This window comes from Sphingomonas sp. (assembly GCF_048594985.1).
Classification (GTDB): Bacteria; Pseudomonadota; Alphaproteobacteria; order Sphingomonadales; family Sphingomonadaceae; genus Sphingomonas_I.
The window spans coordinates 1-12,609 of the sequence record NZ_JBMDXG010000222.1; the positions used below are offsets into that span (position 1 = coordinate 1).

A 12,609-nucleotide genomic window follows, 5' to 3' on the forward strand; every position below is an offset into this window, starting at 1 on the left:
GCCCGCCGCCATCGAACAGGCGACGCCGATTTCGCCCTGGCAACCCATTTCGGCGGCGGACACCGACGCGTTGCGCTTGTAGAGCAGGCCGATGGCGCCCGCCGCGTAGAGCAGCCGGCGGCTGCCGTCGCGATCCGCGCCCTGCACGAACGTTTCATAATAACGGAGAACGGCGGGGATGACCCCCGCCGCCCCGTTGGTCGGCGCGGTGACGACGCGCCCGCCGGCGGCGTTCTCCTCGTTGACGGCCAGCGCCCACAGGCTGACCCATGCGAACACCATCGAGGGATCGGCCCGATCGCCCAGCGCGAGCAGGCGGGTGTGTAGCGCACTTGCCCGCCGGCGGACGTTCAGGCCACCCGGCAGAACCCCGCTTGCCCCGAGTCCGCGGTCCATGCAGGCCTGCATCGCGGCGCGGATATGATCGACGAAGCGATCCGGATCGGCGTCGGGCCAGGCGGCCTCGTTACGGCGCGCGATCTCGGCGATCGACAAGCCGGTGTCCCGCCCGACGACCAGCAATTCGGCAGCGGAGCGATAGGGAAAGGGAATTGCGACGTTGGCGCGGGACGGCGCCACGCCTTCGATCCGGATCGAGCCGCCGCCGACCGAATAATAACGCCGCGCGTGCCGCCCGCCGTCGGCGGCCCAGGCGACGAATTCGAGTGCGTTGGGGTGCCCCGGCAGCACCGTATCGCGATGCCAGATCAGGTCCGTCGGCTCCACGAAACCGATGGCCTCGTGTCCGCCGAGGCGCAGGGTAGCGTTCGTCCGGATCGCAGCAAGCAAATCGGGCACGCGATTCGGATCCGTCGTTTCGGGACACCAGCCAGACAGACCGAGCAGGACGGCGGTATTGGTGGCATGCCCAAGGCCGGTCAGCGCGAGCGATCCGTAAAGATGGCATTCGACCCGCGCGACCGGCACCGCGCGTTCGTGGACCCACAACGCGAAGTCGCGCGCGGCGCGCATCGGACCGACTGTGTGCGAACTCGATGGGCCAATGCCGATCGCGAACAATTCGGTAAGACTGACCGGCGTCTCATGCGCGGTTGTGACTGACGAGCACATGGTGTTCCTTCCCCGGCTGCGCCGGACCATATGCCCCTTCTGTCCGCTTGCCTGAGATCGCTATCCCGTCGGCGGGCGCGCGAGGCGCCACTCTCCAGAAGTTGATGTCGCCAGCATGGTCCTTCTGCCTGAGAGTTTCCGGGGCGGTTGCTCCTTCGGCGCCGGCGAAAAACCGGTCTCTCCCACGCTGGCAGGCTCCCCGTCGCGGGCGCCCTGAAAATCAGGGATCCGCCGAAAGGTAGAGCGAAGATAAATCGGTATCTCTTACGCCATTGCGACGCTCCGCGTTGGAGGGCGGTGTTTTCCGTTCAGCCGGCCGATCGAATCAGGCGGTCAGGCTATTGCCGGGATAGCCGGGGTCAAGGCGGGTCCCGCGCCGGATTGCTTCTTTCACGCTCCGACGTGGCGCGCCCACCACGAATCGCCTCACAAAAGCGAAACAAAAACCTTTTGAAGCGCTGTCTCGGCCGCTCCGTCTCCATCACGGACGACGTTTTTCCTCACGAAAACGGCAAAACTTGCCGGAATTCGCAACTTAGGGCGCGCGATCGTCCGCATTTTGATCAGATACCCTTAATCTTTTCGTATACGATGCCTTCACAACAAGATCGCCGGAAAAGGGGCCGGCAAGCAATATTAATGCGTCAAAGCGGCGCACAAAGATCTTATAATTATAAAGTGAAGGAAGAGGACCGCCGGAGGCTGTGTTGATCTGCCAGGGGGGTCGTAATGCCAGTTTTCACGAGTGCGCGAACCGTTTCAAAGCCGTCCAGAGGCGGCTTGCTGGCTGCCACGAGTGTGTTGACGCTGTGCATCTTCGCGCAGGCCGCGCACGCTCAGGACGCGGCGGTCGCATCCGCCAGCGAAGAGGCCGCTCTGCTGCAGGTCGCGTCTTCGACCTCGACCGGAGCCGCTGACGCAGAGGTCACGGTCACGGGGTCACGCATCGTTCGCGACGGTTACAGCGCGCCGACGCCGGTGAGCGTAATCAGCACCGAAGAGATCAATCGCGAAGCACCCGCCAACATTTCCGACTTCGTGAACACGTTGCCCGCCGTGCGCGGATCGGCGACGGCGGCCAATTCGAACGGCGCGCTGTCGAACGGGCAGGCGGGCGTGGCGACGGTGAACCTGCGCAATCTGGGCGCCAACCGCACGCTCGTCCTGCTCGACGGCCAACGTTCGGTTGCCTCGACCACCGACGGCACATTCGACGTGAACACGATCCCGCAGGCATTGATCGAGCGGGTCGAGGTGGTGACGGGTGGCGCCTCCTCCGCCTACGGATCGGACGCCGTATCGGGCGTGGTCAACTTCATTCTCAACAAGAAGTTCACCGGCATCAAAGCCGAATATGAATATGGCGTCACCACCTATGGCGATGGCGACAATCACAAGGCATCGCTATCGGCCGGGACCAGCTTCGCCGAGGGGCGCGGACACGTCATCGTCAGCGGCGAATATTTCACGCAGGACGGCATCCAGTCGATCGACCGCGACTGGAACGACAGCGGCTTCTTCCAGATCGACAACCCTGCCTACAGCGCCGCCGCGTGCACCGATAACAATCCCGCGACGGCCTGCGTCAATGCACGCCTGATCCAGAAAGGCATCGGGTCGGGCAACTTCACGCCCGGCGGCCTGATTACCGGAGCGCGCAACGCGGCGGGCCAGACGGTCGCCATACCGTCCGCTCTGACCAACCGCTATTTCGGCACGATCGATCCGGCGACCGGACGCGCGACGGTCAACCAGCTCGCGGTCGGCCCGCGCAGCAGCCAATGGATGATCGGCGGCGATTACAAGCTTGCCAGCCAGGACCATGTCGGCAGCGCGACCCTGCTGCCGTCGGAAAAGCGCAAGAGCGCCTTTGCCCGCGCGAGCTGGGAATTCGCGCCCTGGCTCAATGTCTATGGCCAGTTCGGGTACAGCTATTATCGCGGCGAAAGCTATTATCAGCTGACGCCCTCGCAAGGCACGACCGCCGGCAACACCAGCGGCGTCCCCATCGCGATCGACAATCCCTATCTGCCGGACTCGGTGCGCGCGGCGATGGTCGCGAACAACCTGAGCTCGATCGTGATCAGCACGGGCAATACCGGGCTCCCGCCGCAGGGCAGCGACATGAAGCGGGAGGTCTATCGCTACGTCGCCGGCGCCGATGGCGACTTCGAAGCGCTCGGCCGCGATTGGCACTGGCAAGGCTATTACCAGAAAGGCATCACAAAGACCGACGAGCTGCTGACCAACGCCTGGAATTATGACCGGCTGGCCAAGGCGACCGACGCGGTTTCGGTCAACGGCACCATCTCCTGCCGCGTGAACGTGGACGCCAACGCCGCCAATGACGATCCCGCCTGCCGGCCGCTCAACCGTATCGGTACGGGCGGGATGGATCCGGCCGCGATCGATTACGTGCTTTACAACGGCCAGCAGCCGCTGCGCGAACAGAAGCTTCAGCAGGACATCGTCGCGGTCAGCTTCGCGACCAGCAACCTGTTCGAAAACTGGGCGGGGCCGATCAGCCTCGCCTTCGGCGCGGAGTATCGCAAGGAGCAGGTGAGCGGCACGGTCGACCCGCTGTTCGCGCCCGTGCAGAGCGCGCCCGATGCGAACGGGATCATCAGCCTGACGCCGACATGGCGCTACGGCAATTTCATCCCGACGGTCGGCTCCTACAACGTGAAGGAAGCGTTCGTCGAAACGGTCGTGCCGCTGATGCGCGGCATGGACCTGAACGGCGCGCTGCGCGTCACCGATTATTCGACCTCGGGCCAGGTCGAGACGTGGAAGGTCGGCCTGACCTGGCAGGCGATCGACGACCTCAAGCTGCGCGGTACGATAAGCCGCGACATCCGCGCGCCCAATTTGGGCGAGTTGTTCAATGCCGGCGGCGGCGCCACCAACGCCGTCATCCGCCCCACCGGGACCGGCGGGACGATCTCCGACACATATATCAACTCGCTGATCGGCAACGCCAATCTCGATCCCGAAGTCGCGCGGACGTACGGCGCGGGCGCGGTGTTCACGCCGACGTTCCTGCCCGGCTTCGCCGCGTCGGTCGATTATTACCGGATCAAACTGTCCGGCGCGATAGCGACGCTCACCGCGCAGACGCTGGTCGATCAATGCTATCTGCAGAACGTCCTGGACTCGTGCAATTACGTCGTCACCACGGCCGGCCGTGGCGACCCGACGCCTGGCCTCGACATCACCAGCGTGATCATCCAGCCGCGCAACTTCGTCGAGCGCAAGGCCGAGGGCATCGATTTCGAGGCGAGCTATCGCAGCCGCCTCGGCCCCGGCACGGTGCAGCTGCGGGCGCTCGCCAATTATGCGATGAAGCTGACGACCAACAACGGCGTCGATCCCGTCACCGACATGGCGGGCGAAAATTCCGGCAACCTGCCCGATTGGACATTCCGCCTGTCGGCCGCCTACAACATGGACAACGGATTTTCCGTCCAGGCGATCGCCCGCGGCGTTTCGTCGGGCAAATATAACAATAGCTACATCGTCTGCACCGTCGACTGCCCGCTGTCGACCGTCGCCAACCGTACCGTCAACACCAACCATATCGACGGGGCGTGGTTCTTCGACCTGAACGCCGATTACAAATTCGAGGTCGCGAGCGTGAAGGGCACGGCGTTCGTGTCGATCCGCAACGTCCTGAACAAGGATCCGGTGCTGGTCGCCAACGGCCCGACCGGCGACAACACCGAGGCGTATCCCCAGACCAACCGCAGCCTTTACGACGTCCTCGGACGCGTTTTCCGAATGGGGCTTCGCTTCGATTACTGAGACATGCGGCCGGGCGGGACACCGTCCGGCCGCACCAACATTGGGGCATCTCGCGCCGATACGACACCACGGGCAGATTTGACGTCAGACACGCAATTTTCGGGGGCGGATATCATGCGATCGAAGACTTTGGCTGGCCTACCCATCCTGGCGGTTCTGCTGGCGACGCTGGCGGGATGCGGCGACAAGACCGAGACCACTGCGGCAAAGTCGGGACCGTCGTCGCCGACCGCGAAGTTGGGCATCCGTCCGGGCGGCGACGAGACGGTCAAGGTCGACATGAGCAAGATCCGCAATGCCGATCTGCCCAAGGTGTTCGCCTATATCGACCAGCATATCGACGATCACGTCGTCAATCTGCAGAAGTGGATCCAGCAGCCGTCCATCTCGAACACCGGCGAGGGGATCCAGGAATCGGCCGAGATGGTGAAGGGCTTCTTCGACCAGCTCGGCTGCCAGAAGACGCAGGTCTACGACGTCGGCAAGACCAAGTGGGGCCAGCAGGGCAATCCGGTGGTCTATGCCAAATGCGACGAAGGCGCGGAAAAGACGCTCATCGTCTATTGGCAATATGACACGATGCCGGTCACGCAGCCGGATCTGTGGAAGGCCCCGCCGTTCGAGGGGCGGCTGGTCGAGCAGGCCCCCTACAAGAAGGTTCTGATCGGGCGCGGCGCGGTCAATTCCAAGGGTCCGGAAATGACCTTCCTGAATGCCGTCATGTCGATCAAGGCGGTGACGGGCAAGCTGCCCGTCAACCTGATCTTCGTCGCGGAGGGCGACGAGGAGCGGATGGACATCGGGCTGAACAAGTTCATGTCCGAGCATCAGGACCTGTTCAAGGGCGCGACCGGCGTCTGGGGGCCGGGCGGCTCCGAAGGATGTGTGTTCGTCGAGCTGACCACCAGCGGAAACAAATGGGGCCGCGGCCCCGATTATTCCGACATCCACGGCGCCTTCAAACTGTCGGTCGACGCGCCCGCCTGGCGGCATATCAAGATGCTGTCGAAACTCGTGTCGGACGACGGCAACGAGATTCTGATCCCGGGCTTCTACGAAAATCTGTTGCCGCTCACCAAGGAGCAGGAAGCGGGCCTGCGCAAGGCGGCCGAAACCTACGACCTCAAGAAGGCGGCGCAGAATCTCGGCATCACGCGCTTCCGTTCGGACGATCCGTATGAAGTGCTCAAGATGATGCGCAACGGCACGTCGATGAATCTGGACGGCATCTGGGGCGGAAACATGTTCGCCGGCGGATCGGGCGCGATCCTGCCCAACAAAGTCACGTCGAAGCACAATTTCCGCTACCGCCCGAACATGACGGGGCCCGAGATCGTCGACAAGCTGCGCGCCTATCTCGACAAGCTCGGCTACAAGGATGTCGAGATCAACGTCGTCGGCGATGTGCCCTGGGCCATCCGCGACAATGACAACGATCTCGCGCGATCGAACGCCTACACCCAGCAGATCTTCGGCGTCGGCAGCGGCGTGCCCTTCGCCGGCGGCGGCGGCGGATATTGGCCGGCCTACGTCTTTTCCGGCAAGGAAACCAACATCGACCTGCCGATCAATTCGGCGCGCGGCGGCACCGGCGGCAACGCGCACGCCGCCAACGAATGGTATGTGATCGAGGGGTCGGGCAACCAGCTCGGCATGGCGAGCGCCGAGAAGCTCGTCGCGACCGCGCTCTACAATTATGCTGGCCGCAACGGCCCGATCGAACAGAAACCCGCCAAGCCGGCGGGCGCGGCAGGGAACCCGGGCTCATGAAAATCGCCTCGCTGATTTCGATTCTGTCCTTGTCGATCGCGCTGGCCGCCTGCGGCGAAAAGCAAGCCGACAACACGACAGCGGCCGCGACCGCATCGTCGGGGCCCAAGCTCGGTATCCGTCCCGACGGCGATACCACGCTCAAGATCGACAAGAGCATGATCCACAATGCGGATCTGACGAAGATCTACGATTATATCGACCAGCATATCGACGATCACGTCGTCAACCTGCAGAAATGGATCCAGCAGCCGTCGATCTCGAACACCGGCGAGGGGATCCAGGAATCGGCCGAGATGGTGAAGGGCTTCTTCGACCAGCTCGGCTGCCAGAAGACGCAGGTCTACGACGTCGGCAAGACCAAATGGGGTCAGCAGGGCAATCCGGTGGTCTATGCCAAGTGCGACGAGGGCGCGAAGAAGACGCTCGTCATCTACTGGATGTATGACACGATGCCGGTCACGCAGCCGGATCGGTGGAAGGCCCCGCCGTTCGAGGGGCGACTGGTCGAGCAGGCCCCGTACAAGAAGGTGCTGATCGGGCGCGGCGCGGTCAATTCGAAGGGCCCGCAGATGGCGATGCTCAACGCGCTCATGTCGATCAAGGCGGTGACGGGCAAACTCCCCGTCAACCTGATCTTCGTCGCTGAGGGTGACGAGGAGCGCATGTCGATGGGCTATAACAAGTTCGTCACGTCGCATCCCGAGCTGCTGAAGGATGCCGACGCGATGTACACGTTCGGTTTCCAGCAGGGCGGTTCGGCCGGCCCGCTGTCCGGCTCTGAAGGATGCGTGTTCGTCGAACTGACGACCAGCGGCGAGAAATGGGGGCGCGGGCCGACATATTCCGACATCCATGGCGGCAACAAGCGCTCGGTCGATGCGCCCGCCTGGCGCCACATCATGATGCTGTCCAAGCTGGTCACGCCAGACGGCAATCACGTCCTGATCCCCGGCTTCTACGACAATATGGAGCCGCTCTCGCCCGAAAAGGATGCGCAGCTCCGCGCGCAGGCCAAGGGTATGGACCTCAAGAAGGCGGCCGAGGGCCTGGGCGTCGCGCGCTACATTTCCGACGATCCGTACGAAGTGCTGAAAATGGCACGCTACGGCACGTCGATGAACATCGACGGCATCTGGGGCGGCAACATGTTCGCCGGCGGATCGGGTGCGATCCTGCCCAACAAGATCACGTCGAAGCACAATTTCCGGTACATCCCCAACATGACGGGGCCCGACATCGTCAAGAAGCTGCGCGCCTATCTCGACAAGCTCGGCTACCAGGATGTCGAGATCAACGTCGTCGGTGACGTGCCGTGGGCCAAGCGCAACACCGATAACGAGATCGGCCACGCGGTCTATGCGGCTTTCGACCAGTTCGGCGTCAAGCATGCGCCGATCAGCTCGATTGACAGCATCATGGGCGGCTATTGGCCCGCTTACCTGTTCGCCGGGAACGGCGCGCCGTTCGACATTCCGGTGGTCGGCGGCATGCTGGGCAATGGCGGCAACGCGCACGCCGCCAACGAATATTACGTCATCGAGGGCGCCGGGCCGGTCTACGGCATGGCCGGCGCTGAAAAGTCGGTGGTGGCCGTGCTCTACAATTATGCCGGGCTCAACGGCCCGACGACCAAGCCCGCCAAGCCCGCCAAGCCGGACTGAGCCACCCCGCCCCCTCCCGCACGCGAGACGCCGATGTCGATCATCTCACTGCAAGGCCTGACGAAAACCTACAAGCTCGGCGACAATGTCGTGCACGCGCTGGCCGGGGTCAGCCTCGACATCGAACAGGGTGAATTCGTCGCGATCACCGGCCCTTCCGGCTCAGGCAAATCGACCATGATGCACATCCTGGGCTGCCTGGACCGGCCGACCGACGGCAAATTCCTGCTCAACGGCAAGGACGTGTCGGCGCTCCCGCGCGACGAACTGGCGGACATCCGCAACAAGCAGATCGGCTTCGTCTTCCAGGGCTTCAATCTCCTACCCCGAACCACGGCGGTCGAGAATGTCGAAGTGCCGTTGCTGTACACGCGGCCGGTGATGGCGGCGTCCGAACGCCGCGAACGCGCGATGAAGGCGCTCGCCGCGATGGGACTGGAGAACCGGTACGACCACCATCCCAACCAGCTTTCGGGCGGCCAGCAGCAGCGCGTCGCGATCGCGCGCGCGCTCGTCAACGAACCGACGTTGATCCTGGCGGACGAACCGACGGGCAATCTGGATACGAAGACCTCGATCGAGGTGATGCGCATCCTGCAGGAGTTGCGCGAACGGCGGAACATCACGATCGTGCTGATCACGCACGAAGCGGACATCGCCGCGTACGGCACGCGCATCATCGCGGTGCGCGACGGCAAGATCCTGAGCGACACGCCCAACACGCCGCGCGACACGCTGCAGGAGGAACTCACGCACACGATGGCGACGGTGGGCTGACCGCGCGCCATGATCCTCCGCCACTTCCTGACGATGGCGTTCCAGGCGTTGGTCCGTAACCGGATGCAGACCGCGCTGGCGATGCTGGGCGTGATGGTCGGGGTGGGGGCGCTGGTGACGAGCATCGCTCTCGGCCGGGGCGCACAGCAATCGGTCGAGGATCAGCTGCGCGCGGCGGGCGCCAACCTGATCGTGGTCACGGCCGGCAACTATGCCAAGGGCCGCGAGGAAATGAGCGATCCGGATGGCAATATCGGCCATACCGCGATCGAGCCCGGCGATCTGGCCCCGCGCATCCCCGGCATCGGCGGCGGTCCGATCATGCATGTCGCCTGGGCAGCGGATGGCGAAGCCGCGCCCGGGCTTTATTACCCCATGCCCTATGGCAACGTTCCCGCCGACGGCTCGCGGGTCGAGGCGCCGGCACCTTCGGCAGCGCGCCTGCGGCTTGCGCATTTCGAGGACGATCCGCTCGCGATGCACGATCACCCGACCGCCAAGGACCGGCTGGGCGACGTGACGGCGGGGCTCGGATCGGCCGCCACGCTGACGCGCGATGACGCTGCCGCGATCAGAGGGATGGCGGGTGTCCAGCATGTCGTGTCCGGCGTGCACGAAAATGCGCACATCTTCGTCGCAAACGATCCGAAGAAAACGCAATGGTTCACGCGGCTCCACGGCACCGAATGGGCGCTGCCGGAAATACGCAGTGGCTGGACGATCACCCACGGCCGCTTCCTCAATGCCGCCGACGCGACCGACAGTGCGCAGGTGATGGTGCTCGGCCGGGTTGCCGCCGACAAGCTGTTCGGCGAAGGCGTCGATCCGGTCGGCCGCACCACGACCCTGTGGAACCAGCCGTTCAAGGTGATCGGCGTCGTCGGCAGCCGCAGCTGGGCAACGCAGCCCGAGCCCGGCGACGACCAGTTCGACGCGGTCTATGTGCCCGTCACGACCATCAATCGCCTGCTCAACCTCAGCAAGCTCAACACCATCGCGATCACCGCCCAGTCGGCGGGGGACGTCAGCCGGCTGTCGAAAGAGATCAAGCTGCTGCTGCGCAAACGGCACAAGATCGGCGAGGAAGCGCCCGACGACTTTACCGTGGCGACGATCGCGCAGCAGGCGATCGGCAAGGGCATTCCACCCCAGCTCGCGCGGATCATCAGTGGCAATCTTGAGCGTGTCGACCAGCTCACGATCGAGCAGCTGTCCTCCTCGCTGCGGCGGACCAACGTCATCATGCTGGCGTTGCTCGCCAGCGTCGCGGCGGTGTCGCTGCTGGTCGGCGGCATCGGCGTGATGAACCTGCTGCTGCTGTCGGTCACGCAGCGCACGCGCGAAGTGGGCCTGCGCATCGCGCTCGGCGCGCGGCGCAGCGACATCGCGCTACAGTTCGTGCTCGAAGCACTGCTGCTGTGCGTGATCGGCGGCGTGCTCGGCATCGTCTGCGGCGTGGTGGCATCGGGCAGCCTGCAGCGCTTCTTCCAATGGTCGACCGTGATTTCGCCCTGGTCGGCGCTGGCTGCGCTGATCGTGGCCGCGCTGCTCGGTATCGCGTTCAGCGTCTATCCCGCCCGTCGTGCCGCGCTGCTCGACCCCATCGAGGCCCTTCGCCATGAATAAGCTTGCCTTCGTCGCCTGCTCCTTCCTCGCGCTCGCCGCCCCCGCGCTCGGCCACAACGGCGTGATCCACGAGGCGCCGCACGGCGGCATCATGAAGGCGGTCAAGAACGCCGATCTGGAAATCGTGCTCGCGCCGGCCGGCGGGGTCCGCATCTACCTCGTCGATCCGGCGGGCCGGCCGCTGCCGGCCTCGGCCGCGACCGACCTGAGCGTCGAGATCGACCGGCCGGGCGCCAAGACCGAATATGTGACGATGCGCCCCGATCCGACGGGCACGTTGTGGACCGGCGCCAGCAAGCCTGTACCCGATCCCAAGAGCGTCATTCGCGTCGGGACGGTCATTCGTGGCGCCTCCGCGCTGATCGAAACGCCGCGCGCGCAATTCCCGGTCTACGGCAAGCCCGCCGCGAAGGGGAAGGCGCATGCTCACTAACATCCGCATGGCGCTGAAGGCGCTGGCGCAGAACAAGCTGCAGGCGCTGCTCACCCTGCTCGGCATGAGCGTCGGGGTCGCGATGGTGGTGATCGTCTCGGGGCTCGGGCGCGGCGCGCAGCTTCGGATCGAATCGCAGATCGAGAGCGCCGGCCCGACCCGCATCACCGTCCGCTCGGGCAATTTCGTGCCGTCGGCGATCGATACCGGCGGCCAGCAGGACAGCGGCGGCGGTGAGCCTTCCGAGGGCAGCATGCCCGCCGGCGGGGGCGAGGACGGCATGGACATGCCCGACGTCGAAAAGGACGCGGCCGCATCGGATGCGCGCCGGCGGATTCGCGCGGTGCGGCGGACGCAGTACAAGTCGCCACCGACTCCCTTGAGCAGCGCTGAGATCACGCTGATCCGGAACATGCCGGGCGTCCGCGCGGCGGCGGGCGAGGTGAGCGGCAATGCCAGCCTAGACCCCGCCGCCAATCTGCCCGTCGCGACGCTGCGTCTGGCGGGGTTCGATCCCGCATGGCCCGACATGACGGGGTGGAAGCTGGTCGAGGGGCGCCTGCCCAGCACGCGCGAGCATGAGAGCGGCGCGCTGGTAATGCTCGTCACGCGCGCGGTCGGCCATCAGCTCTGGCCATCGGCAGCGACGCCGGTCGGCCAGACCGCGGCCCTGGGCGGAAGCATGGTTCGCGTGGTCGGGCTCATCGATGCGGCGGGGGATACAGGCGCCGGCACGATCGTCCCGACCGTCCACGTGCCCAACGGCATCGCGCAGCGCCTGCTCCGTCGCAACGCCTATGATGCGATTACCGTCCGCACCGCGTCGATCGGCGTGACGAGCGGCGTCGCCCGCGATCTGGGCGAACGGCTGCGCGTCCTCCACCGCCTGCCCGAGAACATGGCGAACGACTTCCGCATCGAAACGCAGAGCAATGCGGCGCTGCCAATGATGGGATCAGACCCGCGACTGGCGCGCGCGGTCCATTCCAATTCGAAGGAATTCGAGCAGGCGTCGTGGGAGGAGATGGCCAAGAGCCTTCGCCGCGCGGGCCGGACCTTCACCTATCTGCTCGCCAGCGCCGCCGCTGTCTCGCTGCTGGTCGGCGGGATCGGCGTGATGAACATCATGCTCGTGTCGGTCGCGGCGCGCACGCGCGAGATCGGGCTGCGCATGGCGCTCGGCGCGCGCACGCGCGACGTGATGCTGCAATTTCTCGTGGAGGCAGTGACGCTGGCCGCGCTCGGCGGGCTGATCGGTCTCGTCCTCGGCGGCGTGGGCCTGTTCGTCACCGAACATGGCTTCCACTGGGCGACGGCGGTGTCGCCGGTCATGCTGGTCGTCGCGGTCGCGATGGCCGCGATCACCGGCGTCGTGTTCGGGCTGGGTCCGGCACGCCGCGCCGCGCAGCTCGATCCCGTGATCGCGCTCCGCTCCGAATGATCCGCCCCCCGCTTCCCTTCGCCGAC

Annotated in this window: 8 protein-coding genes and 1 riboswitch; of the genes, 7 read left to right on the top strand and 1 reads right to left on the bottom strand. The window is 65.1% G+C overall.

The window, feature by feature from the left end; translation table 11 throughout:
• Positions 1-1,071 (bottom strand): L-serine ammonia-lyase (locus tag ACOJSF_RS08655; RefSeq protein WP_420141810.1); only part of this gene is annotated, 1,071 nt, incomplete at its 3' end.
• Between the two features lie 106 nt (positions 1,072-1,177).
• Positions 1,178-1,266, bottom strand: a riboswitch (glycine riboswitch).
• Positions 1,267-1,851: 585 nt separating this feature from the next.
• On the opposite strand from ACOJSF_RS08655, the gene ACOJSF_RS08660 reads away from it, so the two are divergent.
• From ACOJSF_RS08660 to ACOJSF_RS08690, 7 genes are all read left to right on the top strand, one after another.
• The gene (locus ACOJSF_RS08660; RefSeq protein WP_420141811.1) at positions 1,852-4,872 is read left to right on the top strand and encodes a TonB-dependent receptor plug domain-containing protein; all 3,021 of its coding nucleotides are present in this window, start codon (positions 1,852-1,854) and stop codon (positions 4,870-4,872) included.
• 114 nt (positions 4,873-4,986) lie between these two features.
• A complete protein-coding gene (locus tag ACOJSF_RS08665; protein WP_420141812.1) occupies positions 4,987-6,642 on the top strand; it encodes a M20/M25/M40 family metallo-hydrolase in 1,656 nt (551 codons plus the stop codon).
• Positions 6,639-8,306, top strand: a complete 1,668-nt coding sequence (locus ACOJSF_RS08670) for a M20/M25/M40 family metallo-hydrolase (RefSeq protein ID WP_420141813.1) — start codon at positions 6,639-6,641, stop codon at positions 8,304-8,306. The genes ACOJSF_RS08665 and ACOJSF_RS08670 overlap by 4 nt, the downstream gene beginning before the upstream one ends.
• A gap of 33 nt (positions 8,307-8,339) precedes the next feature.
• Positions 8,340-9,083 (top strand): ABC transporter ATP-binding protein, encoded by a 744-nt coding sequence (locus tag ACOJSF_RS08675; RefSeq protein WP_420141814.1) that lies wholly within the window; start codon positions 8,340-8,342, stop codon positions 9,081-9,083.
• Between the two features lie 9 nt (positions 9,084-9,092).
• A complete protein-coding gene (locus ACOJSF_RS08680; RefSeq protein WP_420141815.1) occupies positions 9,093-10,709 on the top strand; it encodes an ABC transporter permease in 1,617 nt (538 codons plus the stop codon).
• Positions 10,702-11,142: a hypothetical protein gene (locus ACOJSF_RS08685; protein ID WP_420141816.1), complete on the top strand. Its 441-nt coding sequence runs from the start codon at positions 10,702-10,704 to the stop codon at positions 11,140-11,142. The genes ACOJSF_RS08680 and ACOJSF_RS08685 overlap by 8 nt, the downstream gene beginning before the upstream one ends.
• Complete coding sequence (locus ACOJSF_RS08690) at positions 11,132-12,583, top strand: ABC transporter permease (protein ID WP_420141817.1); 1,452 nt, start codon at positions 11,132-11,134, stop codon at positions 12,581-12,583. Before ACOJSF_RS08685 ends, ACOJSF_RS08690 begins: the two co-directional genes overlap by 11 nt.
• The last annotated feature ends 26 nt before the right edge of the window (positions 12,584-12,609 follow it).

Coding starts and splice junctions, on each gene's coding strand:
- ACOJSF_RS08665 (WP_420141812.1), top strand. CDS start 4,987: ATGCGATCGAAGACTTTGGCTGGCCTACCCATCCTGGCGGTTCTGCTG.
- ACOJSF_RS08670 (WP_420141813.1), top strand. CDS start 6,639: ATGAAAATCGCCTCGCTGATTTCGATTCTGTCCTTGTCGATCGCGCTG.
- ACOJSF_RS08675 (WP_420141814.1), top strand. CDS start 8,340: ATGTCGATCATCTCACTGCAAGGCCTGACGAAAACCTACAAGCTCGGC.
- ACOJSF_RS08680 (WP_420141815.1), top strand. CDS start 9,093: ATGATCCTCCGCCACTTCCTGACGATGGCGTTCCAGGCGTTGGTCCGT.
- ACOJSF_RS08685 (WP_420141816.1), top strand. CDS start 10,702: ATGAATAAGCTTGCCTTCGTCGCCTGCTCCTTCCTCGCGCTCGCCGCC.
- ACOJSF_RS08690 (WP_420141817.1), top strand. CDS start 11,132: ATGCTCACTAACATCCGCATGGCGCTGAAGGCGCTGGCGCAGAACAAG.